General features: G+C 45.6%; 24 protein-coding genes. 14 read left to right on the top strand and 10 right to left on the bottom strand.

Annotation, left to right across the window (positions count from 1 at the left end; translation table 11 throughout):
• Positions 1–219: 219 nt before the first annotated feature.
• The 9 genes from EBI00_RS13890 to rfbD all read left to right on the top strand — a co-directional run bounded on the left by EBI00_RS13890 (position 220) and on the right by rfbD (position 9,894).
• The gene (locus tag EBI00_RS13890; RefSeq protein ID WP_123096551.1) at positions 220–1,104 is read left to right on the top strand and encodes a glycosyltransferase; all 885 of its coding nucleotides are present in this window, start codon (positions 220–222) and stop codon (positions 1,102–1,104) included.
• On the top strand, positions 1,104–2,069 hold the full coding sequence (locus EBI00_RS13895; protein WP_123096552.1) for a UDP-glucose 4-epimerase family protein: 966 nt from the start codon (positions 1,104–1,106) through the stop codon (positions 2,067–2,069). The genes EBI00_RS13890 and EBI00_RS13895 overlap by 1 nt, the downstream gene beginning before the upstream one ends.
• A gap of 15 nt (positions 2,070–2,084) precedes the next feature.
• Positions 2,085–2,636 (top strand): sugar transferase, encoded by a 552-nt coding sequence (locus tag EBI00_RS13900; RefSeq protein WP_123096553.1) that lies wholly within the window; start codon positions 2,085–2,087, stop codon positions 2,634–2,636.
• A 293-nt stretch (positions 2,637–2,929) separates the two neighbouring features.
• Positions 2,930–4,906, top strand: coding sequence for a polysaccharide biosynthesis protein (locus EBI00_RS13905; protein ID WP_174714930.1), 1,977 nt, complete (start codon positions 2,930–2,932; stop codon positions 4,904–4,906).
• A gap of 59 nt (positions 4,907–4,965) precedes the next feature.
• The gene (locus EBI00_RS13910) at positions 4,966–6,369 is read left to right on the top strand and encodes a mannose-1-phosphate guanylyltransferase/mannose-6-phosphate isomerase (protein ID WP_123096554.1); all 1,404 of its coding nucleotides are present in this window, start codon (positions 4,966–4,968) and stop codon (positions 6,367–6,369) included.
• A gap of 100 nt (positions 6,370–6,469) precedes the next feature.
• Positions 6,470–7,552: a dTDP-glucose 4,6-dehydratase gene (gene rfbB / locus EBI00_RS13915; RefSeq protein WP_123096555.1), complete on the top strand. Its 1,083-nt coding sequence runs from the start codon at positions 6,470–6,472 to the stop codon at positions 7,550–7,552.
• Positions 7,553–7,562: 10 nt separating this feature from the next.
• Positions 7,563–8,444: a glucose-1-phosphate thymidylyltransferase RfbA gene (gene rfbA, locus EBI00_RS13920; RefSeq protein WP_123096556.1), complete on the top strand. Its 882-nt coding sequence runs from the start codon at positions 7,563–7,565 to the stop codon at positions 8,442–8,444.
• Positions 8,445–8,484: 40 nt separating this feature from the next.
• Positions 8,485–9,021: a dTDP-4-dehydrorhamnose 3,5-epimerase gene (gene rfbC / locus EBI00_RS13925; protein ID WP_123096557.1), complete on the top strand. Its 537-nt coding sequence runs from the start codon at positions 8,485–8,487 to the stop codon at positions 9,019–9,021.
• A complete protein-coding gene (gene rfbD, locus EBI00_RS13930; RefSeq protein ID WP_123096558.1) occupies positions 9,022–9,894 on the top strand; it encodes a dTDP-4-dehydrorhamnose reductase in 873 nt (290 codons plus the stop codon).
• A 70-nt stretch (positions 9,895–9,964) separates the two neighbouring features.
• Here the strand turns inward: rfbD and EBI00_RS13935 are convergent, their stop codons facing one another.
• From EBI00_RS13935 to EBI00_RS13960, 6 genes are all read right to left on the bottom strand, one after another.
• The gene (locus EBI00_RS13935; RefSeq protein WP_158600767.1) at positions 9,965–10,753 is read right to left on the bottom strand and encodes a glycosyltransferase; all 789 of its coding nucleotides are present in this window, start codon (positions 10,751–10,753) and stop codon (positions 9,965–9,967) included.
• The gene (locus tag EBI00_RS13940; RefSeq protein ID WP_123096560.1) at positions 10,743–12,017 is read right to left on the bottom strand and encodes an O-antigen ligase family protein; all 1,275 of its coding nucleotides are present in this window, start codon (positions 12,015–12,017) and stop codon (positions 10,743–10,745) included. The genes EBI00_RS13935 and EBI00_RS13940 overlap by 11 nt, the downstream gene beginning before the upstream one ends.
• Before the next feature lie 295 nt (positions 12,018–12,312).
• Positions 12,313–13,038: a BamJ family beta-barrel-assembly machinery protein gene (locus EBI00_RS13945; protein WP_123096561.1), complete on the bottom strand. Its 726-nt coding sequence runs from the start codon at positions 13,036–13,038 to the stop codon at positions 12,313–12,315.
• Positions 13,039–13,473: 435 nt separating this feature from the next.
• The gene (locus tag EBI00_RS13950) at positions 13,474–15,099 is read right to left on the bottom strand and encodes a methyl-accepting chemotaxis protein (RefSeq protein WP_123096562.1); all 1,626 of its coding nucleotides are present in this window, start codon (positions 15,097–15,099) and stop codon (positions 13,474–13,476) included.
• A 170-nt stretch (positions 15,100–15,269) separates the two neighbouring features.
• A complete protein-coding gene (locus EBI00_RS13955; RefSeq protein ID WP_123096563.1) occupies positions 15,270–16,253 on the bottom strand; it encodes an alpha/beta hydrolase in 984 nt (327 codons plus the stop codon).
• A gap of 1 nt (position 16,254) precedes the next feature.
• Positions 16,255–16,542 carry an HlyU family transcriptional regulator gene (locus EBI00_RS13960; RefSeq protein ID WP_123096564.1) on the bottom strand — a complete coding sequence of 96 codons (288 nt, stop codon included), beginning with the start codon at positions 16,540–16,542 and terminating at the stop codon, positions 16,255–16,257.
• 167 nt (positions 16,543–16,709) lie between these two features.
• Between EBI00_RS13960 and EBI00_RS13965 the strand changes: the two genes are divergently transcribed.
• Entirely contained in the window at positions 16,710–16,937 is a 228-nt protein-coding gene (locus EBI00_RS13965; RefSeq protein WP_123096565.1) for a VF530 family protein, read from the top strand.
• Here EBI00_RS13965 and EBI00_RS13970 read toward each other — a convergent pair.
• Both EBI00_RS13970 and EBI00_RS13975 read right to left on the bottom strand, forming a co-directional pair.
• Positions 16,934–18,049, bottom strand: a complete 1,116-nt coding sequence (locus EBI00_RS13970) for a GGDEF domain-containing protein (RefSeq protein WP_241557047.1) — start codon at positions 18,047–18,049, stop codon at positions 16,934–16,936. The genes EBI00_RS13965 and EBI00_RS13970 overlap by 4 nt on opposite strands.
• A gap of 31 nt (positions 18,050–18,080) precedes the next feature.
• A complete protein-coding gene (locus EBI00_RS13975) occupies positions 18,081–18,557 on the bottom strand; it encodes a LabA-like NYN domain-containing protein (protein ID WP_123096566.1) in 477 nt (158 codons plus the stop codon).
• A gap of 64 nt (positions 18,558–18,621) precedes the next feature.
• On the opposite strand from EBI00_RS13975, the gene EBI00_RS13980 reads away from it, so the two are divergent.
• Positions 18,622–18,981, top strand: coding sequence for a DUF4870 family protein (locus tag EBI00_RS13980; protein WP_123096567.1), 360 nt, complete (start codon positions 18,622–18,624; stop codon positions 18,979–18,981).
• A 10-nt stretch (positions 18,982–18,991) separates the two neighbouring features.
• Here EBI00_RS13980 and EBI00_RS13985 read toward each other — a convergent pair whose 3' ends face one another.
• Positions 18,992–19,921 carry a hypothetical protein gene (locus EBI00_RS13985; protein ID WP_123096568.1) on the bottom strand — a complete coding sequence of 310 codons (930 nt, stop codon included), beginning with the start codon at positions 19,919–19,921 and terminating at the stop codon, positions 18,992–18,994.
• A gap of 214 nt (positions 19,922–20,135) precedes the next feature.
• On the opposite strand from EBI00_RS13985, the gene EBI00_RS13990 reads away from it, so the two are divergent.
• The gene (locus EBI00_RS13990; RefSeq protein WP_174714932.1) at positions 20,136–21,431 is read left to right on the top strand and encodes a ribonuclease J; all 1,296 of its coding nucleotides are present in this window, start codon (positions 20,136–20,138) and stop codon (positions 21,429–21,431) included.
• 91 nt (positions 21,432–21,522) lie between these two features.
• Here EBI00_RS13990 and EBI00_RS13995 read toward each other — a convergent pair whose 3' ends face one another.
• Positions 21,523–22,422 carry a LysR family transcriptional regulator gene (locus EBI00_RS13995; protein WP_123096569.1) on the bottom strand — a complete coding sequence of 300 codons (900 nt, stop codon included), beginning with the start codon at positions 22,420–22,422 and terminating at the stop codon, positions 21,523–21,525.
• A gap of 150 nt (positions 22,423–22,572) precedes the next feature.
• Here EBI00_RS13995 and EBI00_RS14000 point away from each other — a divergent pair, with 150 nt between their 5' ends.
• Both EBI00_RS14000 and EBI00_RS14005 read left to right on the top strand, forming a co-directional pair.
• The gene (locus EBI00_RS14000; protein ID WP_123096570.1) at positions 22,573–23,586 is read left to right on the top strand and encodes a hydroxyacid dehydrogenase; all 1,014 of its coding nucleotides are present in this window, start codon (positions 22,573–22,575) and stop codon (positions 23,584–23,586) included.
• Between the two features lie 3 nt (positions 23,587–23,589).
• Positions 23,590–24,267, top strand: coding sequence for an RraA family protein (locus EBI00_RS14005; protein WP_123096571.1), 678 nt, complete (start codon positions 23,590–23,592; stop codon positions 24,265–24,267).
• The last annotated feature ends 100 nt before the right edge of the window (positions 24,268–24,367 follow it).

Here is a 24,367-nt window from a genome sequence, read left to right on the forward strand (position 1 = left end):
TTTTTTGCATCTGCTATTTATGTAAAGGCGGGGGGGAATGTGTGTTATTGTGAAACGACCACAACTGATGGTGATTAGTTCTGATCAGTATTCAACGACCGCGAAACATCCAGCGTATACGGTAATATCGAGGCAGGCGCTTGGTTTTTTAGGTGCTAGGCCTTCTAATTGACTATATGAACTCAATAAAACACTCAGTATTGCTGAAAGGTTAATAAAATGGAAAAAAATAAATATCCAAAAGTGGCTGTACTGCTTGCAGCCTACAATGGGATGCAATGGATTGAAGAGCAAATAAATAGTATTTTAGCTCAAAAAAATGTTGATGTTACTATTTTCGTTAGCGTTGATTTTTCTACCGATGGTACGGAATTGTGGGTTGAAACTCTAGTAAAAAATACATGGAATGTTGTGTTTCTTACTTATGGTGAGCGCTTTGGTGGTGCTGGTGCTAATTTTTACCGTCTTATTCGAGATGTTGATTTTAAAGGATTTGACTACGTTGCTTTTTCGGATCAAGACGATATATGGCTAGATAAAAAGCTGGATAGAGCTTGTTCTCTAATATCCTCTAGCGTTTGTGATGCTTACTCTTCCGACGTTATTGCTTTTTGGTCAGACGGAAGGCAGCAGCTAATAAAAAAATCTTATCCTCAAAGAAAGTTCGATCATTTCTTTGAGGCGGCCGGTCCCGGTTGTACTTATGTTTTCAGTATTCGCTCAGCTTTGTCTTTTCAAATTTTTGTTAGAAAAACAGATAATTTATCTCAGCTTGTCAGTTTACATGACTGGCTTGCTTATGCTTTTTGTCGGCAAAATGGTTTCACTTGGTTTATTGATGATCAGCCTTTGATGTTATACAGGCAGCATGAAAATAATCAAGTAGGCATTAATGATGGCATTAATGCCTACAAAAAAAGGATTAGTTTAATCAAACAGCGTTGGTACAGAAGTCAAGTTAAAACTATTTCTGAATTAGTTAACCCATGTTTTTCATTAAAATTAAATAGCTATTTTTTTAGAATTTTTAGCTGTTTGTTTTTTCGTCGACGTTTGAGAGATAGGCTTGCGCTCCTGTATATTTTTATATTCGGAATCTATTAATGATAAAATCTATCCTTTTGACTGGCTCAACTGGTTTTGTTGGAGCTAAATTATTAACAAAACTTTCACTTGAAAATGATGTAGTTGTAAAGTGCATTGTGCGTCGTTTAGAGCAAAGTAATGTAGAGCACAGTAATGAAAAGTTGTGTTTTAATATCGGTGACATTGGCTCAAAAGCAGATTACTCATCGGTAATTCCTGATGTTGACGTTGTCATACACCTTGCTGCCCGCGTTCATATCATGAATAACTCATTTTCAGATTCGCTTTCTGAGTTTCGAGCCGTTAACACCGAAGGTACGTTAAACCTCGCTCGCCAAGCCGCTGAGGCGGGTGTGAAGCGGTTTATCTTCTTGAGTTCGATTAAGGTAAATGGTGAATCTACTTCGGGCCGTAAACCCTTTACAGCTTTTGAAATGCGTAATCCAGAAGACCTTTACGGCATGTCTAAATCCGAAGCCGAAGAGAAGTTATTGGCGTTAGGCAAAGAAACAGGCATGGAGATAGTTATTATTCGCCCGCCTTTGGTCTACGGTGAAGGGGTAAAAGCCAATTTTGCGTCTTTGATGAGACTGGTTGGTAAAGATTTCCCCTTGCCGTTTCGAGCGATTAACCAGAATAAACGCAGCTTGGTTTCTGTGTATAATTTGGTGAATTTGATTAAGGTGTGTATTGATCACCCTAAGGCGGCAAATCAAGTGTTCTTGGTATCGGATGATAATGATTTATCCACGGCTCAAATGGTTGCTTTGATGGCCAAGGTTCAGGGTAAAGCAAACTTATCTCTTCCTGTGCCAGTCTGGTGTTTCAAATTGGCTGGTAAGCTTTTTAAGAAAGAGGCTGTGGTGGATCGCTTGGTTGGGTCTTTGCAGCTCGACATCGAGCACACTAAAAAAACGCTTGATTGGGTTCCCCCTTATACAGTTGAGCATGGTTTTCAACTGGCGGCTAAAAAAAACTCGTGATAACTGGATGATAAAATGTTTCGTGTATTAGATTTTGTATTTGCCCTGTTAGGCCTAGTGTGTGGTTTTCCCGTGTTGTTGATTATTTTTATCATCGGTTTGTTTGACACTGGCTCACCTATTTTTCGTCAAGAGCGCGTTGGGCGTAACAAAAAACCATTTGTGCTGGTGAAGTTCCGCACCATGTCGGTGGATACGGCATCGGTGGCGAGTCATTTGGCCTCTACCAGTTCTATTACGCCTTTGGGCGGTTTTTTACGTAAAACCAAATTGGATGAATTGCCGCAGCTTTGGAATGTGTTGAAAGGTGAAATGAGCTTGGTTGGTCCGCGTCCTGGGTTGTTTAATCAAACGGAATTGACTCAAGCACGCGATGCCAAAGGGGTGTTTGCCGTGCGACCGGGTATTACGGGATTGGCACAAATTTCGGATATTGATATGTCTACCCCTAAGTTGCTGGCGGAAACCGATGCTAAGATGATTCAGAGTTTGTCTTTGAAAAATTATTTTGTTTATATCATTAAGACGGTCACGGGCAGTGGGTCTGGTGACAGGGTCAAAGGGTAGTTTTTGTCATTTTTCGCAAACCTTGCATGCGTATTTTTTGCAAATTTAGCGTAAAATGTTATTGCTTAGGTTTGTTGCTGTAGGTCGTGTTTTAGTGCGACATTTTTGTTTTTGGAAGGTTTTGTCGGCCTAAAGGTGATGATTAATCGTCAGATCACGCCTCGTACCTCGGCTAATCTGACCTACAAGACCGGATGGTTGGTTATAGCGTCAGATCACGTCTTGTGTCTCGGCTAATCTGAATCTACAGGGCTAATCTACATTTTTGAGTTTGTGTATACAGGGTTTTTGAGATGGTGAAGCAGTTGGATTTTCTTTGGTCTTTGTCGCGGTTTAATAAACGTTTGATCAGTTTGGCTGTGGATTCATCGTTTGTTTGTCTGGCTTTTTTTTGTGCTTACTGGGCGCGGCTGGGTGAGTTTAGCGCCTTTAAAAGCGATTCGGTTTGGTTTGTTCTGGCCGGTACCGTGTTTGTGACCTTGTTTGTCAATGCTCGGTTGGGTTTATACAGAGCTATTCTACGCTACCTAACTTTTCATGCTTTTACCGCAATTTTGTTTGGTGCTGCAGTGTCTGCCTTAAGTGTTACGACCTTGGCGTATTTCTTTCAGGCGCCGATTCCCCGTACTGTGCCGATTATTTATTTTCCTTTTTTGGTGATGTTGTGCGGTGGTTCGCGTTTGTTGGTCCGTGGTTTGCTGATGCATGCTCCAACAAAAGGTTGTGAGTCGGTTTTGGTGTTTGGGGCTGGGTCTACTGGTCGTCAGTTGGCTTTGGCCTTGCGTCAGGCCTCGAGTTATCGAGTAAAGGGTTTTATCGATCACGATGCGTCTTTGGCCAATACCATCATTCAAGGCACGCATGTGTATAACGTGGATAAAATCGATGAGCTGATTGAAAAATTCCACATTAGTAAAATCTTGCTGGCGATTCCTAGGGCGAGTCGTTCTGAGCGTAAAAAAGTGATTGATCGTTTGTTGCCTTACGCTGTGGAAGTGTTAACCGTGCCTGACTTTGACGATATCGTGACAGGCAAGGCCAAAATCAGTGAGCTGCAAGATGTGGCGGTGGACGATTTGTTAGGCCGTGATGTGGTAGCGCCTGTGGCGTCGCTGATGCAGTCGAACATTGCGGGTAAAGTGGTCATGGTAACGGGCGCCGGTGGATCGATAGGGTCTGAATTGTGCCGTCAAATTGTGGCGCAACAGCCAACGACTTTGGTATTGTTCGATTCGTCGGAATTTGCTGTATACAACATTAATAAAGAACTGGGTGAGTTGTTAGACACCTTGCCCTTTAACGTCACCATAGTGCCTTTAATCGGCTCTGTGCAGCGCATTAACCGCTTGGCGTCGACCATGAAGGCGTTTGGGGTTCATACGGTTTATCATGCCGCCGCTTACAAGCATGTTCCCCTGGTTGAATACAATGTGGTGGAAGGTGTGCGTAATAACGCGTTTGGCACTTATTATTGCGCTAAAGCGGCGATTGAAACAGGTGTTGAGTCCTTTGTATTGATTTCGACCGATAAAGCTGTGCGACCCACCAATGTGATGGGCGCGACCAAACGCATGGCGGAACTGGGCTTACAAGCCTTGGCAGAACAAGAAGCGAAAAAAGCGGCGAAACAAGAAAAATTCACTCGGTTTTGTATGGTGCGTTTTGGCAATGTGCTTGGCTCGTCGGGTTCGGTGATTCCGGTGTTTAAAAAGCAAATTCAGGAAAACCAGCCGATTACTGTGACTCATCCAGACATTATTCGTTACTTCATGACGATTCCGGAAGCCGCGCAGTTAGTTATTCAAGCAGGTGCCATGGGTAAGGGCGGTGACGTCTTTGTGTTAGACATGGGCGAGCCGGTCAAGATCGTTGATTTGGCGACCAACTTGATTCGTTTGTCTGGCTTAGAAGTTAAATCCCCTGACAACCCGAATGGGGATATTGAGATACAGTTTACGGGGTTACGTCCTGGTGAGAAGCTGTTCGAAGAATTGCTCATTGGCGACAACGTTCAAGAAACCCAACACAAACGCATTATGACGGCACAAGAACGCTTCTTGTCTTTATCTGACTTTGAGCAAACTATGGAAAAACTGGACAAAGCCTGCCATGATTTTGACCATGAAGAAGTGCGAGAAATATTGATCACCTCCCCCAGCGATTTTCAGCCAACGGATGGTATCGGTGATTTGGTATGGAATGCCAAACGTGCACTGGATAAAAAGACCGTAGACTCCAACGTCGTCGTGCCCATGCAAAAACGTCATTAAGCGGTTCTTGGTCTGTACATTCTTTGTGGTTTTTGTGCTTTTTGTGGTGAGGTTTTGGTCTGTTTGTCGTTCCTGTTGTGTTAGCTGGCGGTGTGGGTAGTCGGCTTTGGCCTGTGTCTCGTGAGTTTTTCGCGAAGCCGTTTTTGCCCTTGGTGGATGTGTCTTTTAGTCTTTTGCAGCAGACGATGTTGCGGGCGGGGTCTTTGTCTTTAAACATGGCCGATCCTATTGTGGTATGCCATGAAGACCATCGCTTTTTGATTGCCCAGCAACAACAGTCTATTGGTGTCAAAAATGCCCGTATTTTGTTAGAGCCTAAAGGTCGTAATACCGCGCCGGCGATTGCTTTGGCGGCGTTGGAAGCGTTGCGGTGTGCAAAAGACGATGTGATCATCTTGGTGTTGCCTGCGGATCATGTGATTCGTGATATGGCGGCGTTTGAAGTCACGATTAACCAAGCGGTTGAGTTGGCGAAAGACGATGCTTTGGTCACTTTTGGTGTGCAGCCGACTCGCCCGGAAACCGGTTATGGTTATATTCGCTCTGGTGAGCACTTCGCGGTGGCGGAGTTTGTTGAAAAGCCCAATCTTGAAACAGCGCAGGCGTATTTAGATTTGGGTGATTATCTGTGGAACAGTGGGATGTTTTTGTTCCGTGCCAAAGCTTTTTTGGACGAGTTGGCGGTTCATCGTGATGATATTTATCAAGCGGTGAATAAAGCCTATCAGCAGCGGACGGAAGATTTGGATTTTGTGCGTATCGATGCCACTTTGTTTGCGCAATGCCCTGAAGAATCGATTGATTTTGCCGTGATGGAGCATACTAAGAAAGCGAAAGTCGTGCCTTATGCGGGGGATTGGAGCGATATCGGCGCTTGGGATGCCTTGTACGATTACGCGGGTAAAGACGCAGATAATAATGTGCTGCTAGGCGATGTAATGGCCGAAGGGGCGACGAATTGTTTGATTCGTTCTGAGTCGCGTTTGATTGCCGCTGTGGGTGTGCAGGACTTGGTGATTGTCGAGACCGCGGATGCGGTGTTGGTAATGGACAAAAACAACGCCCAAAATGTGAAGAAGATCGTTCAGCGTATTAAAGACGAAGGACGCCAAGAGCATATATATCACACCACGGTTCATCGCCCTTGGGGTACTTACCAAGTGATTGACCGCGGTGAACACCATCAGGTTAAGCGCATTATTGTGAAGCCTAGGGCTAAGTTAAGCGTGCAAATGCATCATCACCGTGCTGAGCATTGGGTGGTGGTGTCGGGCACGGCGAACGTACTCAATGGGGAACGTGACATCCTATTAACTGAAAACGAATCGACCTATATTCCTGCTGGCGTGGTTCATGCTTTAGAAAACTTCACTGACCTTCCTCTAGAAATCATCGAAGTGCAGTCGGGCATCTATTTAGGCGAAGACGACATAGTGCGATTCAGTGATCGTTATGGGCGATAGAATCTAGCTACATCTAAATCGAAATTGATTTTTTAGAAAAGAGACTCATATTGTTTTGAAGAATTTATTTTAATTAACACTGTATTAATAGAGAGTAATTATGAAAATCTTGGTTACCGGTGGTGCCGGTTTTATTGGCAGTGCGGTTGTGCGTTATTTGCTGACTAGTACTCAGTATTCTGTTGTAAACTTGGATAAACTGACTTATGCAGGGAATTTAGAGTCTATTCCTGAGTCGTTGCAGAATGAGCGTTATGCTTTTGAGCCGGTGGATATTTGCGATTCGGTTGAATTGGATCGAGTGTTTCATGTACACCAGCCGGATGTAGTGATGCATTTAGCGGCGGAGAGTCATGTTGACCGTTCTATTGATGGCCCTGGTGATTTTATTCAGACCAATGTGGTGGGGACGTACACTTTATTGGAAGCGAGCCGTAAGTATTGGATGGGGCTGTCTGACGATAAAAAATCCGCGTTTCGCTTTCATCATATTTCCACTGACGAAGTGTATGGGGATTTACCGCATCCTGATGAGGTTGAGGGTGAGTTGCCCCTGTTTACGGAAACCACGCCTTATGCACCGAGTTCGCCTTATTCTGCCAGTAAAGCCAGTTCAGACCATTTGGTTCGCGCTTGGTTACGCACTTATGGCTTACCGACGGTTGTCACTAATTGCTCGAATAACTATGGTCCCTATCACTTTCCTGAAAAGCTTATCCCTCATGTGATTTTGAATGCTTTGTCGGGTAAAGCTTTGCCGGTTTATGGCGATGGTTCGCAAATTCGTGATTGGTTGTATGTGGAAGACCATGCGCGGGCTTTGGTAAAAGTGGCGACAGAAGGCCAAGTCGGTGAGACTTATAACATTGGCGGCCACAATGAAAAGCGCAATATTGAGGTAGTAAAGACGATTTGTGCTCTGTTGGAAGAGCTTGTTCCAACCAAACCACAAGGCGTCAATGCCTATGAAGATTTGATCACGTATGTGAAAGACCGTCCGGGTCATGATGTGCGTTATGCTATTGATGCCAGTAAAATTGCCCATGAACTTGGGTGGAAGCCCGAAGAAACCTTTGAGACAGGTATGCGCAAAACGGTACAATGGTATTTAGACAATCCAGATTGGTGGCAACGCGTGTTAAGCGGTGACTATCAGTTACATCGTATCGGTGAGAACGAATAAGGACTGGGGTATGACAAAACGTAAAGGCATTATTTTAGCGGGCGGCAGCGGTACTCGCTTGCATCCGTTAACCTTGGCTACATCAAAACAACTGATGCCCATTTATGATAAACCAATGATCTATTACCCGTTGTCTGTGCTTATGTTGGCCGGTATTCGTGAAGTCTTAATTATTACCACGCCCGAAGATCAAGCGAGTTTTCAGCATTTGCTAGGCGATGGTCGTCAGTTTGGCGTTGAGTTGACTTATGCGGTACAGCCCTCACCCGATGGTTTGGCGCAAGCGTTTATTATTGGTGAAGATTTCATTGGTGATGACAATGTCGCCTTGGTATTGGGTGATAATATTTTCTTTGGTCAGCATTTTTCTGAAAAATTAAAGCAAGCCTCGTCTCTTGAGAAAGGTGCGACGGTATTTGGTTATCATGTGTCTGATCCTGAACGCTTTGGTGTGGTCGCCTTCGATGAGGCGGGCAAAGCCGTCAGCATTGAAGAAAAACCAGAGAAGCCTAAGTCGCCCTATGCGGTAACAGGGTTGTATTTTTACGACAATGATGTGGTTGAGATTGCTAAAAAGATACAACCTTCTGTACGCGGTGAGTTAGAAATTACCGATGTGAACTTGGCGTATCTGCATCGTGGTGATTTGCATGTGTCTTTACTGGGGCGAGGCTTTGCTTGGCTAGACACGGGAACGCATGATTCTTTGTTGGAAGCGGGTCAGTTTGTGCAAACGGTTGAGCATCGCCAAGGTCTGAAAGTGGCGTGCTTAGAAGAAATTGCTTACCGTCAGAAGTGGATCACCAAAGCCCAGCTGGTGGCTTCTGGCCATGCGCTGAAAAAAACCGGTTATGGTCAGTATTTGCTAAAAGTCGCTGATGGTTATCAGTAAAAGGCCATCAATAAAAGGCTATCTATAAAAGGTAAGTGTGATGAATGTTATCAAAACCACGATCGATGGTGCGTTGATTATTGAGCCTAAGGTGTTTGGCGATGAGCGCGGCTTTTTTTTGGAAACGTTTCAGGCAGAACGTTATAAAGCACTGGCCGGAATTGATTTACGCTTTGTGCAAGATAATCACTCACGTTCTGGTAAAAACGTGCTGCGCGGTTTGCATTTTCAAAAGACCAAACCACAGGGTAAGTTAGTGCGTGTGGTGCGTGGTGAAGTGTTTGATGTGGCGGTCGACATCCGCAGAGGTTCACCTACTTATGGACAGTGGGCTGGGGTAATTTTATCAGAAGAGAACAAGCGTCAGTTTTGGGTGCCACCGGGTTTGGCCCATGGTTTTGTGGTGTTGTCGGACGTGGCGGATTTCGAATATAAATGCACAGATTATTATGACCCGAGCGATGAAGGCTGTCTGATGTGGAATGATCCTACTGTCGATATAGACTGGCCAGAAGGCATTGAACCGATTTTATCGGCCAAAGACAAAGAGGGCCTAACATTGGGTGAATTATTTTAGATGCGTATTTTACTCACCGGTAAAAATGGCCAGCTTGGCCGTTGTTTCCAAGATGTATTAACAGGAACGGATCATGCGTTATTTGCTTATGGTTCGGCTGAATTAAATATCGCTGACGCTCAGCAGGTTGCTGAGGTTGTCCAACAGGTAAAACCGGATATCATTGTTAACGCTGCAGCTTATACCACGGTTGACAAGGCAGAAACTGATTCAGGCAATGCTTACCTGGTGAATGCCACAGGGCCTGAACTGCTTGCCAAGCAAGCGGCTGATTTAGACATTCCTTTTGTGCATGTTTCCACCGATTACGTTTTTGATGGTGAGGCGGTCGAACCCTATTTGCCGACCGATGAGACCAATCCACAAGGGGTTTATGGTGCCTCTAAATTAGCGGGTGAGCGTGCCGTAAAAGCCGCCTGCGAGAAATACATTATTTTGCGGACGGCTTGGGTATTTAGCGAATACGGTAATAACTTTGTGAAGACCATGGTGCGTTTGGCGAGAGAGCGAGATGCATTAAGCGTAGTGGCCGACCAATACGGTTGCCCTACCTACGCGGGTGATTTGGCTAAGGCGATTTTGCACATTTGTGAACAACATGAGCATGACAAGCCCTTAGTTTGGGGGACGTATCATTACTGTGGTGACACGCCGACTAGCTGGCATGGTTTTGCTCGCGCAATTTTTGCCAAAGCCGAGGTGTTGGGTGTTATTGATAAGCGTCCGCAACTGAAGGCGATTAGCTCGGACCAGTACCCTACGCCTGCGAAGCGACCTGAATATTCCGTTATGAAAGATGAGAATTTATCTTTACTTGGAATAACACCTTCAGATTGGTTTGCTGGCTTGCGTTCTGTTTTAAATAGAATATAGCGTACTGTAAACCGTGTCATTGCGATTCGCTGCTCTCTTATATTGCTTACCAGAGCAGCGAATGGTTATGTCAGCGTTTTATATAGCCATTGTCACACACTGATTTGCCTTCTTTTACTTTTCTTTCGTATAACTCGCCACTTATCTTCCAATCCTCATCCCTGTCTTTCGTAGGATGGTGCAGATGGTATTGAATTGTCTGGAATTTTGAGCACTGTAGCTTGACACCAATCAAGGTTAAGCGCCTTTCTATATCCGTATCTTCACCAAACAAGGGGCGAGTAAAATCTTCATCAAATCCGTTTATTTCAATCATCTTTTCTTTGAAGACACTGAAGTTACATCCAAGAACCCCAGTTTTCCGCCAAGAAATAAAAAATGGGAAACGGATAGCTGATTCTAAATGGCCGGTTTTTGTAAATAAAAGTTTCATGAAAGAGAGGTATTTGAAATCTTTTGTTTTGACTAATCTTTCTGACGTTTTAGGATCCAGCATTACCCGTCGACCAAACAGACAAACATTCGGCTTAGCATTTTTAACATGATCTTCCACAAAATTCTTATCAAGGATGCAGTCACCGTCAATAAAAATTAAATACTCACCATCAGCAACACGCATGGCCTTGTTCAATAAGATGTTTTTTCTGAAGCCATTATCTTCTTGGCTGATGTGTTTTATTTCAAAGGGGAAATTTCTTTCCTTTTCCTCTAAAAAATGTTTGACCATTGGTGAACAGTCGTCTTCAGCAATAATGACTTGGAAGTCTCTAAATGTTTGATTTTCTAGCGATTTGAAAATTAATTCGAGGAAGTCAACTCGCTTATAAACCGCAATAATAAGAGATACTTTATTTTTCATCTTTAAGACCTTTTTGGAGAGAGGGTACCTTATCGTTTTCATTTAAAATATACAGTGCGGCAAAGAGTATCAAATAGAATGTCGTTGAGCCATAGGAGTAAAGTTCGCTGTGGAAAAATTGAATAGAAAGAAACGCCAATGAGCTAACTAACGCCGCTAAAGGGTATTTTCTGTCTTCAAACGGTATCTTTTGTATTCTTTTTATAAAGTAAAGCAGGCACACAGCCATGCTTGTTATATAAATAATGAAAAAAATAATCCCTGTTTCGACGTGTATTTGCAAGTAGCTATTATGATAATCCCCCATGTGATGAATCACATAGTGGTATTTTGCTTTATAGGAATCGTCTTGTTTATCATAGAAGTTTTTATACAAAGCACTTGCTTGCTTTGCCCCTGTACCAAAGATAAATTGTTCTTTTGAAAAATCCCACCCCGTCTTCCAGAGATTTAATCTAGTTTTATTAGAAATATCGTTTTGAGTGTCGGCTATAGACGCTATTTGATTTTTAATTGTGTCTATATTGTCGTATGTTTTAAGAAAAGTAACGCTGGATAACATAATTAGTAGTAACAGACTAAACGCTAGCCATCTTTGTTTTAAAAAAAACAACCCTATAATAATAAAACACACCCCAATAAATACGCCTAACCATGCTCCTCGCATTTCTGTCATCAATACCGCCCAAGCAAGAGTAAGCGCCGTGCCGAGTAATATGAGCTTTCCTATATTGGATCTAAGGTTGAAAGTAAAACGAGATTGAATTATGTATGCTAGAGATGCCAGTAGTAAAACAACAAGCATATCAGCTGTTCGACCTATACTATGGAATCCATGAAATCCTCCATAAGGTTGATTTTTATATATTCCATAAAAAATAGCGATAAAGGCAGAGGCATACACCATGATCAATAAGAAAATCATTTCCTTTTTGCTTTTAACAAAACAAGCCAAAGGAAGAATTATAATCATGAACCTAAATTGTTGTAAAAATTCTATAGATCCAATGACACCGTTTTCTGAAAAAAAGCCTAAGATAAAACCTGAGATATAAGGCCCAATAAACAGCCATACATATTTTTTTTCTCTAAAAAATGCTTTGTTAAAAAATGCGATATAGATTATAGAGGTAACGAAAGATAGAAGGAAAAAAATATTTATTAATGCTTTCGATTGAAACGAAATGACAAATAAGAGTGATAAAAAAGTGAGCCCAAGAAATTCTAGGGCCTTTTTTGCTCCCCATCCCTTACTGCTAAACATGCATCTCGCCTTAGAAAACTAAACAGAATTGTGTATAAAATTGGTCATTTATTTTACAGTAAATTGAACAGTGAGGCATCTACTATTACAAGGTTGGATCTGTTTAATTGTATGTGAAGATGGCGATTTCGCACGGCTCAACGAGAAGCTTGATCAATGTGTCCTACGCGTTAGTAGACGCACAAAAAAAGGCCATCGTGTGATGGCCTTTTTTGTTTGTTGATTTCGACTTATTTGGTTTGACTTGTTCGGTTTAATTTTTTAAGTCTGACTTATTCGGTTTAACTGGCAGCGCTTATTCTGTCGCCGCTGTGTCTTCTTTGACTATGTTGTGCAGTTCCACCACAAATTTCAATGCGGCGTGTGGAGGGATTGGGCCTGTGCCACCTGGGCCATAGGCTAGGTCAGCAGGGATGTAGAGTTCGTATTTAGATCCGACTGTCATCAGTTGTAGGCCTTCTGTCCAACCTGGGATGACGCCGTCCAGTGGGAAGGAGATGGATTCGCCGCGCTGGTATGAGCTGTCAAATACGCTGCCGTCTACTAGGCTGCCTTCGTAATCCACTTCTACTGTGTCTGTGGCGCTAGGTTTGTCTCCTGTGCCTTCGGTGATGACTTTGTACAGTAGGCCGGATTCCGTTTTCATCACGCCGTCTTCGGCTTCTTTTTCACTCAACCAGGCGGTCGACGCGGCTTTGGCTTCTTCTGCGGCTTTTTGTTCTTCAAGCTGGGCTTTTTCCATTTGTTCTTGCTGGTAGGCTTGAATGGTCTGTGTGACTTCTTCCATGGTCATTTTGCCGTCTTTACCAGCAAAGGCGTCTTGGAAACCTGCCATAAAGGTCGTCATATCCAGTTCCGCAAAGTCTTGTGCCATGCGTGAGCCAAACATGGTGCCTATGCTGTAGCCTAGGCGTTGTTCTTGTGAATCAAGTTGAATGGCATGGTTGTCTGCGTAGGCAAAAGAAACGGAGGACATGACCAGCGCAGCAATAAGTGTTTTTTTCATAGCTATTTTTTTCATAAGGAAAGGTGTTCCATTATTTGTGGGTTTATCACTTAGTGATGTTATGCATTAAGACGGAATATGACTGCCTGTGTTGTTTAAGAACCAAATTGTACGTCTTGTGTTTTGCAACATCAGATCCGTTGATACTGTTCTATCATAAGGCAGGGCTTGGATGCCAATCTTATGTGATCAGTTTATCAAAGTGACCCCTTCACCTGTACACTTTGTTTGCTGCAAAACACAAGTCGTGTAAGCAGAGTAAGCGGTGTGGGTTTGGGAAAACAATCGGTTTTACATAAGCTTGACAGTGTTTGCAGAAGGGCTTTGGTAAACCTTGGGACTTTTACACCTCACTGACTTTTCTTGCACCTAGGGCGTTAGACGGCGACCCCGTTCAGGGTCGCTGTGGTTATGGGTTACTTTGATTATGGGGCGCCGCGGTTATGTGGGTTAGGAGGCAAAACGGAATTGCTTGATTTTTTGGCTTAGGTCGTTGGTCATTTGGGCGATCATGGCGCTGCCGTCGGAGACTTGTTGGGCGTCTTCGAGGACTTTTTCAGACACTTGACGTATGCCGATGATGTTGTTGTTGATCTCTTCTGCGACGCTGCCTTGCTGTTCTGCTGCGGAGGCAATTTGGTGGCTGCGGTCAGAGACGTCGTCTACTTGGGTGAGCATGTTGTTGAGGTTTTCCGCGGCGACGTGCATGCGGTCGGCGCCGCGTTCTGCTTGCTCTGTGCTGGTGGCCATAGAGGTTGACGCGACTTTCGACTGTTGCTGCAGTTTTTCAATGATGGTGCGAATTTCCACAGTGGAGCCTTGGGTGCGGCTGGCAAGCGAGCGCACTTCGTCGGCGACGACAGCAAAACCGCGGCCCAGTTCACCCGCGCGGGCGGCTTCAATGGCGGCGTTGAGTGCGAGTAAGTTGGTTTGTTCCGAGATATCGCCAATCACGCCCAGTACAGAGTCGATGTTGCCAGTTTGTTGGAGCAATTGAATGATGACGTCGTTGGCGCCTTCGATGTTTTTGGTGAGGCTTTGAATGTCTTCATTGGTGGCGTTCAAGTCTTGGCTGCTTTGGCGGGTGATGACTTGTACTGTCTGAGTGGCGTTGGCGGTGTCTTTAGCGTGCTGCGCCACGTCTTTAATGGAGTAAGACATTTCGTTCATGGCGGTGGCGAGCAACTCGACTTCTTGGAATTGCTGATCCATGCCTTTTTTGGTGTGCAGGCTGTTACTTTGCATCTGGATGCAGACGGCTTGCAGTTCGGTAATAGCGCGATCGACGTCCCCTAGGGTGTCGTTAAGTGCGTTTGACACGCGATTGGCCGCGTTGGCCAAAAGGCCGATCTCATCTCCCCTTTGCATGTCTAAATGCACTGTCATATCGCCTTCTGACAAGCGTTGTAGGTGTTCGGTGACGGTATTGAGTGGTCGGGTGATGTTACGCACGATTAGGATACTGCTGATGATAGCAATCAGTACCAGCAATAATTCAATGCCGGCGGTTTGCTGTGCCGACGCCCAAAAAATAGTCAATACATCGCTGTAAAGCACACCACTGCCAATCACCCAACCCCATGGTTGGTAGCCTTTGACATAGGAGACCTTGTTTTCTGGGCGTTCGACTTGGGGGCCTTTGTAAGCGTATTCCACAAAACCTTCGCCACTTTTTTTCACCTCGGACACCATGGCTTGCCAGTGAGGAATGCCGTTGGCGTCGGTGACGTTCGTCATGTCTTTACCTGCCAGTTGCGGTTTAAAGGGGTGCATGAGTAAGACGGCGTTCATGTCGTTGACCCAGAAGTAGCCATCGTCTCCAAAGCGTAGGGCCGCCAGCGCGGCGAGCGCCGATTGCTTGGCTTGTTCTTCACCGATTATGGCGCTTTGATCACCGTAGTATTTGACCAGCGAGTGGGCGTTGTCGACTTGTTCTTTGACGTGTAGTTTGCGGGCGTTGACCAGCTCGTGGTAGAGCTCGCTGTAGGTGATGACGCTGAACGCGATGAGTAATGCGACAAGGGCGCCGATCAGCCCCCACAATTTGTAACTGACTTTGATCGAGCTGAGTTTCATGTGTTATCCCTTCTTTTCCGTCACTGGAAGTTCATGATGAATGGTGCATTTATAAGCGGGAATTATGGGATCTGGGGTGGTTTAATACTATGACACGGATCAATAAGCTGATTAAGAAGTGCCCTTAGGTGAAGATTTTGTGACGGTTTTCTGACGTTTTGTTGGCTTGCTTAGAAGCCTTGCGCGGATTCTTGGATGTGGAGCCAGTCGGTGAGAGCTTGGTAGTAAGCTTGGCGAGCGGGTAGCGCGGATAAGGCAAGGTCGTGAAAGCCTTGTGGGATAGTGACTTGGGTTAGATCAGTGAAGGTTGTTTCGGCGGCGGCTTGCATGCTGTCGACATCGAGCACGCCATCCCCTTGTTGGGTTTCGGCCACGGTTAATTTGCCGATGGTGCTGGTGTTAGAGCGACACAGTAAAGTGGGCAGGTGTAGGCGTTGGTTGGCTAGATAGCGCTGGGCGTGGATGACTTCTTTGAGCCAATGAAAGGATAAGTCAAAGCCTTGGGCGGGTTTCCAGTCTAGTCGGTAGTGCCATTCTCCGCCAAATTTATGGTGAATGCTTTGGGCATACAGGGTGAACTTTTTTGCGCGTAAATACGAAAAGGGCAATAACCCCACCAGAATGCGAATTGGCCAACTGAGTCGTTTTAGTATTTTAGGGGGAAAAGGCAAGGCCAAAAACGGGCTGTTAAGCATGAGCCCACGCACCGTCGGTAAGCCCTTGTGGTGGCGCTGGGCTAAGTAGGTAGAGACGATTAAACCACCGGTTGAGTGTGCCAGCATGACCACGTCTGTGATGCCGTCTTGCTTTAACGTGGCAAGGGCGATGTTGAGGTCTTGCTGGTATTGGTCGATTGAATCGCACCAGTTGGGTGGGGTGGAGGGGCGGATAGAGCGACCATAACCTTGCAAATCCATGGCGTAAAAACGATAGCCTAAGCTGACCAGATGTTCTGCCAGCTCAGTTTGAAAGAAGTAATCGGTGTAACCGTGTACATACAAGATGGCTTTGGTGGCGCTCGGGTTGCCCACATGGTGAACCAAGGTGGTGTGAACCTGATTCACAGGGGCAGTGCTGTGGCGATTAGCAAACGCAAAAGTACGGGCTCGGTAATCGCTCCCTAGTAGGTCTTGCTCTTCGTGCAGTAAGGACATGTTAGCCAAAAATCTTATCGCCCAGTTGATCTATGGTGAGCTTGGTTTTGCGTAGGGTGATTTCGATGCATTCATCGCGGTTTGGCATCAGGTCTGAGCGGATGAATTGGTGGGTTTTTTGTTCCTCGCCTTCGCCTTTGGTGATGATGGCGGCCACGCGGTATTGTCCACCGTCTTTCATTGGCGCAGGCTGGATGTGAAAGCCTTGGTATTCAATGGTGTCTTCGGTTTTTTCCGCCGCACTGGGAGCGCCAGCAAACAAGCCTTTTAGGCCAGATAAAATACCCATGTGTTTTCTCCTGTGATTTTCTTTATGGTTACCCTGTGATTTTTTATGGTAACCCTTGGCTTTGTTTATGTTAACAGAGTCGCGCCGAAAACCCATTCCTAATGAGATGGAACAATTTAAGGTATACTGGCGCGTACATTGTTAGATCATTATAGGAATAGAATACCATGAGCGAGACACAGGTAAATAACCCATTGCACGGTGTGACGTTAGAAAAGGTCGTCACTGAATTGGTGGCACACTATGGCTGGGAAGCATTGGCGCTTCGAATTGATATTAATTGCTTTAAAAGTAACCCTTCGGTGAAATCCAGCTTAACGTTTTTGCGCAAAACCCCTTGGGCCAGAGCCAAGGTAGAGGCTTTGTTTGTGGACATGCAGGCTGGGAAAGCTTAAGCCGACTTGACTGACTCTAGCGTGTCGATCACACCGTAGTGCACTAGGTTGCGGCCTTGGTTTTTGGCCGAGTAGAGGTTTTGGTCGGCATCGCGTAAAAAACTGCGGAAGGTTTGGCCCTTATGAAGTTCGGCGATGCCAATGCTCACGGTGATTTGAATATCGTGTTCTTGTGGGGTGAAGGTGGTGCTTTCTACTCGCTGACGAATGGCTTCGGCGAATTTATAGGCTTGTGTAGCGCTGTGATTGCGCAGCGTAATCAGGAATTCTTCACCGCCAATGCGGTAAATGTTGTGGCTGTCGGTAAAGCGTTTTAACAGGTCTGCCATGTCTACCAACACCGCGTCGCCAATGTCGTGCCCAAAGGTGTCGTTCACTTGTTTAAAGTAGTCAATGTCGACGATGAGCAAGCGCATACTCTCTTCTTTTTTTCTAGGGTGCTGAAAAGGGTCGTTTGGAATGCGATTAAACTGATCAAAGAAGATTTTCAGTGCGTGTCTGTTTTGTGTCCCAGTGAGTGGATCTTGATACGCCATTTTGCGCAAATTTACGCTGTTTTTTTCGTATTGTTTCTCGTAGATGTAACACACAGTACAGGCGAGAAAATAGGCAAACGTAAAATTGATGCTGGAACGATAGGGAAAATACGCGATCGAATCGGATTTTATAAACAACAAGGGAATGGTCGGTAACGCCAATAATAGCGTATAGATCAAACCCAGTTTGGGGCCATTCAGCAAGCAATACAGAGGCGGCATCAACAGTAACCAGTAGACGGCTCCGGCTCTGACATCGGCGTTGTAAAAAGCAAAAAAAGCGGCGGCGGTAGCGGATACGGTTAAAAAGTGGCGGTGCCAGGGTTTGGCTTTGCCATGATATGCCATGAAAAAGAAGTACAGATTGCCGACACCAAATACCCCATTTACCAGGCTTACATTGGGCTGGTTAATCATAAATAGGTTAAAGAAACAGAAGAACAGCATGATGCCCCCTATCACCAGGCTGAGCCACTGGTGAAGGGTGTTGCGTGTTTCTGTTAATAAGGTATTAGTCTGATGTCTCATTGGGTCATTGTATACGAATTGATCATCGTGCGTAATTTTGAGGCCCATATACTGTCGTAAAAATATAGTCAATGGGTATTTATTTTCGTAACAATTTGTAATCAATCGGGATGAAGGCATCGGCTGCGTTAATCAGTGACTGGGCGGTAAGGGCTTCGACCCCGTACACTTCCACTCGGGTTTGGTATTTTTCTCTGAGCGTTCTGGCTAAGATGTCAAAATCGCCGTCCCCTGATACCAGTATTAAGACATCGCTGTCTTTGCCGTGTTCAATACCGTCTATGGCGATGCCTACGTCCCAATCGCCTTTGGCGGAGCCATCAGAGCGTTGTATAAAAGGTTTGAGCTTGACGGTGAAGCCAATGGCTCGCAGGATGTTTTGAAACTGCCGCTGTTTTTCATCTCCTCGGTCAATGGCGTACGCTATGGCGCTGACCAGTTCGCGACCTTGTGTGGCCTGTTGCCAAAACAGGTTGTAGTCAAAGGTGCGTCCGAATGTCTGTTTGGTGGTGTAGTAGACATTTTGCACGTCGACTAATATGGTCACTTTTTGCATGCGTTTCTCGTGTGCCGTATGAATAGAATAGATTTGATTATCAATCACTCAGGAGAGAAGAACAATGGCAGAGTTTGAATCCAATCCGCCGCTGACGCCACGGGAAGATAACGCGAAGAGTAATGTGATCATCGCGTACATTTTTATGTTGTTGGGAATTTTTACTGGCGTGTTTTGGTTGATTGGCGCCGTGTGGGCCATGATAAAAGCCACTGAGGCCAGCGGCACCCGTTTTGAAGACCATTATGCCAATATTATTAGCACTTTTTGGTGGGGAATTTTTTGGGGGGTGGTCGGTGTGCTCTTGGCGATTTTTCTGATCGGTTATTTGGTGTTGGTTGCGATCTGGCTCTGGTCGATTTTCCGTATGGTGAAGGGGCTCGGCCGAGCCCTATCGAATCAGTCTTTTAGGTTTGCGCTGTAAACCGTCGCCTTTATTGGTTGACCTGCAGGGTTATTTGGCCGTCTTGATACAATGCCCCTTGTTCTGCCAGATCCCGCAGGGTTCGCAGGCTAAGGGGCGCAGTGGGTTGCACATTTACGGTGAGGTTCTTCGGAGCGATTAGAAACGCTCTTAGGGCGTTGTCTATGTCCGTGGCCTCAGCTGAGCCTTCTTGAGCTAGACCCAGGGCAGACGCTAAACCTAGGTAATTGGTTGGGTCGTCTGACGATACGGAGTAGCGGTGTTGTACCAGCCCTAGTTCTTCGTATTGCAGCGTCAGCGATCCAATTTCAATGTCGTCTTCGTAAATAGATAATAGCGCACTGGGTTGACCCATGGCGATGGAGGCCAGGGTATCGGCGCGCAGATCCCTGATTAGGGTGGTTTTGTCTAATAGCGTGATATCGGCGGAGAGGGTCAGCTTGCCCACGTCTTTGATGTCGAGATGAAATGCCCACGTTAGCTTGTCGTTTTCAATCTCGGAAGACAAGTGCCCCTTGCCGAGCAAGGTGTCTATGCCAGCGGCGCGCATAAGTGCCGCTGTGTCACGAGACAGTTTGGTCGCATCGCTTTGCTGAATCCAGAAGTCGATGTCCAAATTAGGGTGTTCAATGGGGTAACTGTTGAAAGATATCCGAGCGAAGGTGAGCCAAGGGGCATCGGCAGGGCCGACACGGACATTTTCTAGGGAAGGTGTTAGGCTGAAAGGGTTGAAATACAGGCTGTCGTATTGCACTAATCCGCTCAACCCCGCTTGGGCGATTTTTTCTTGCGCTTTATCGTTGGCGTAATTGCCGCCAAAGCGTTGCACTCCGTATACAACAAAAACGCCAAAGCATGATAATAAGACAAAGTGGGTGAAGAGCTTCGCGATTAGGCTTTGTTTGGGCAAGGTGGTTTTGGGCTGTGTGTTTATGGTCAATGTAAGGTCCACTTGTCGGTAAAATGTTGTTAAAAAGTCATTAAAAAAGTGTTGAATCGTCGTAGGTATTCGCGATGATTTTAACGGAAAATGCGTATTATAATCCAAAAGATTTGGGTCTTTTTCATTATTTAAGGAGTGTGTTATTTCATCTTTGATTCCATCACAGGACGATTTGTGGTTTTTGCCGTTAGGTGGGACGGGCGAGATCGGTATGAATATGAATTTATACGGTCACGATGGTCAATGGCTGATGGTAGATTGTGGCGTGTCCTTTAATGAACCCCTGACACCGGGAGAGCTGTCTACGGCGACCACGAAAGCCGAGATTGTTTGCGCTGATCCGCGCTTTATCACTGAACAAAAAGAACGTTTGGCCGGCATTGTCATTACACACGCCCATGAAGACCACGTGGGAGCGCTGCCGTTTTTGTGGCGACGCTTTAAGTGCCCCGTTTACACCACCGCCTTTACCGCCGAAGTGTTGCGCCGTAAGTTAGCGCAGGTGGGACTGACCGACCAAGTGCCTATTATTGAAGTGGCTGAGAACGAAAGTAAGGTGATTGGGGGGTTTACGGTGAAGTGGTTGGGTTTAACCCACTCTGTGCCAGAACCCTTTGGTATGACCATAGCGACGCCAGCCGGTAAGATTTTTCACACGGGCGATTGGAAGATCGACCGAACACCGATATTGGGTAAGGGTTTTTCGTCCAGTGCTTTTAAAGCCTTGGCGAAAGACAATATTTTGGCCATGGTGTGTGATTCCACCAATGCGTTAAAAGAGGGCTTTACCCCTTCTGAAAGCGAGTGTTACCAAGGCTTATTGGCGGCGATAAAAGCAGAGAAAAACCGCGTGGTGGTGGGGTGTTTTAGCAGTAACGTGGCGCGCTTGGTGGCCCTAGGACGCATTGCCCAAGAAACCGGGCGTTACCTAGCTTTAATAGGTCGTTCCTTGATCAATATGGTGGGGGCCGCACGAGTGACGGGCCATTGGCCTGACGATTTGCCAATTATAGACGCGGCGCATCTGGGGTATTTGCCACGGGAAGAAGTGCTCGCGGTGGTGACAGGCAGCCAAGGCGAGCCAAGAGCGACCTTGAACCGTTTGGCGATGAATAATTGTTTTGATTTAACCCTAGAAGCGGACGATCTGGTGATTTTCAGCGCCATGCGCATTCCGGGGAATGAGTTGGCGATAGACAGATTGGTGGCGCAGTTTAAAGGTCGGAAAATTCGTACCTTGCAAGCTCATGACACCGACTTGATGATTCATGTTAGTGGTCATCCTTGTCGTGAAGAGCTCAAGCAGTTGTACAGCTGGGTGCAGCCACAGGTGGCTATTCCGGTGCACGGCGAGCCGAAACATCTGGACGCCAATGCCGACGTGGCACAGCTTAGTCATGTGCCGCAGCAGCTGGTGGGTCGCAATGGGGACTTGTACCAGCTGGCGCCCAGCTTAACCGTGCGCCGACGCGCCGTGCCTGTCGGACGGATTGCGCTGCTTAGGTAAAGGTATATTGACTCGAGGTAACATTATGTCTGTAGGACTCTTATGGTTAGCAGGGGGAGTTATCAGTAGATGTAATATTATTTTTAATTACTTATGTGATTGGTTTTATTCGCGGTATACCCTGAGAACCACACTGCTCTGCTAGATGATTATGTAACTCTTCAATAATGATTTTTCGGGGGTTGTTGATGCGTTCAACAATCCCTATTTTTCGTGAAATTTGCGGTGAACCAAATTCGATTCTTTTTAGGCTGGCCATTTCGGGTCCCTGAAGAAACATATGCGGAACAATGGTTATGCCTAAGCCGCTGCGAACGCAGGTTATGAGCGCATTAATGGTGTCCATTTCTGCGACATCATTGGTAATCACTCCCAAAGCTGAAAGCTCGGTATCAATCACATTCGCCAAGGGAACAGCGCTTTTAAAGCGAATGAAAGGGTACTCATTGAGCATTTCTTTCAGCGGCAGCACTGCCATATCTTCGGGTAAAACCACCCAAAGTGGTTCATCTAGAAATGGCTGCCAATTTAAATGCTGAGGAATACTAATGTGCTCAGCAATGATGGCGGCGTCCAAATGTCCTGATGCCACATCTGAAACTAGTTGTGAAGAAAGGCCAATACGCAGGTTTGTTTTTAAATCCGAGTATTTTGAGCGCATCTTGACCATAGCACCCGGTACAACATTGACCGCGCTTGAGCGCACAGAACCAATCATCAAAGTCCCAGAGATTAAATCTCCTCGTAAAGAGAGCTTGGTGTCCTCTTCCAATCGTATGATCTTGTTTGCCATCTCAACCACTTGTAAGCCTTGCGGTGTGAAAGTGGGTGGCCGAGTACTTCGATCAAATAACTCAGTTCTAAATTCTTGTTCTAATGAAACAACTTGCTGCCCAACCGCGGCAGCCGTCAAATTTACTTTCTCTGCAGCTTGAGAAAAAGTGCCGTACTTGTGGATAGCGAGCAAAGTTTTCAGATGTCTTGTGTTCATATATAAAGAAAACCTTTATTAAAGGTAAATAATTATTCGATATATTAAAGCAAATCTTTTTTGTAGTCTATTTGTATAAGTTTTAAAGCGTTTTTACATAACGTTCTGACGTTTTCCCTAATAGCTTTTCTATACGATGATAAAAACAATATGACAACGAAAAATATCCTTGTTACGGGTCCTAGTTTGGCGCCTAGTGCGATAAAATTTTTAGAGGGAAAGGGTTATACCCCTATTCATACTCCTCCTTATGCGGACAGCGAAGTGATTGCAAGTCTACTCCGTGAAACGCAAGCGGTTGGTATTATCTCTCGGATGGGACGACTGGATGCTGATACCCTCGATGCGGGTCTTCCTCACTTAAAAGTCATTGCCAAACATGGTGTTGGTGTTGACAACATTGATATCGATGCCGCTGCGCAACGCAACATTCCTGTAGTGGTGGCAACGGGGGCAAATGCCGTATCGGTAGCTGAACATACCATCGCTTTAATGTTTTCTACCGTTAAACGTGTGTTGTCTCTTGATAGTAGTCTTCGTGCTGGTCGCTGGGATAAACCAGGGTTTTCTGGTGTTGAACTGGCAAATAAAAATATGGGCTTGTTCGGCATGGGAGCGATTGCTCAAGCGACAGCGAAGATGGCGAAAGGCTTTGGTTTGATCTTATTTGGCTATGACCCATACGCGAGTGATGCCGTGTTTGCAGAGTATGGAGTTACTCGTTGTGACAGCATCGAAGCCTTGCTCGAGAAAAGTCATGTGCTAAGTCTACATTGCCCTCTAACAGATCAAACTCGCGAGATTATTAATGCCGAAAATATTGCCCGTATGCCAAAGGGCAGTTACATCGTCAATACCGCTCGTGGTGGTTTGATTGATGAAGCGGCCTTAGTTGCCGCAATTCAATCCGGTCATCTTGCTGGTGCGGGGCTTGATACTTTCGCTGTAGAGCCACCAACAGCGGATCACCCATTCCTAAAAGAAGACGCCATTGTTGTGACCCCACATATTGGTGGCGTAACAACGGAAGGCAGTACTCGCGTCAGTGAAGATGCCGTTGCTGGTGTCGTAGCGATTGTTGAAGGTGAACGCCTGCCTGCACATCGCATTATTAACCGCAAATTGTTAGCAAACCCAGCACAATTTGTGCTGCAAGGAGAATAAAAAATGTCTATTGGTTTTCAAATTTTTAAGCGTGAGCGTAAAGCTTCTGATGAATTGATTGAAGCTTTTACAGGTCTTCCCGTGGCAAATGTGTCTGATTCAATGAATCGCGTTTTCGCTGCGGGTCCGACACTTCGCCCAATGCACGCATCTGGTGCCATGATTGGTTCAGCCATCACGGTGAAATCTCGCCCAGGTGATAACTTAATGCTACACAAGGCCATTGATATGGCAGAGCCAGGTGATGTGATTGTTGTGGATGCGGGTGGTGATTTAAGCAACGCCTTGATGGGTGAGCTTATGTTGGCTCACGCTATTAATCGTGGTGTTGCAGGTTTTGTACTTAACGGTGCTATCCGTGATTTGGATGCTTTCGTGGAAACCAATCTGCCGACTTTTGCAGCAGGTGTAACCCACCGTGGTCCATATAAAGATGGCCCTGGTGAAGTCAATGTGGCAGTAAGTATTGACGGTATGGTGATTAACCCAGGCGATATCGTAATTGGTGATTGTGATGGTGTTTTAGCGGTGCCACTTGAGCACGCTGAAGCCATTCTAGCTAGTACAATGGAAAAACAAGACAAAGAAGTGAAACAAATGGCCACTATTAAAGCGGGTACGAATGATCGTAGCTGGGTTGATGTTGCTCTAAAAGAAAAAGGCTGCAAATTCCCAGAATAAGCAGCAGGTTGTTAGTTGGTCGTTTTAGTTAAAAAGGCTAGCTATTAGCGTGTTTGAGTCTGAGTAAAGATTCAAACATTCAGGGGGGATCGCTCCCAAT

The sequence above is a fragment of the Marinomonas hwangdonensis genome (assembly GCF_003721245.1).
GTDB classification, from domain to species: Bacteria; Pseudomonadota; Gammaproteobacteria; order Pseudomonadales; family Marinomonadaceae; genus Marinomonas; species Marinomonas hwangdonensis.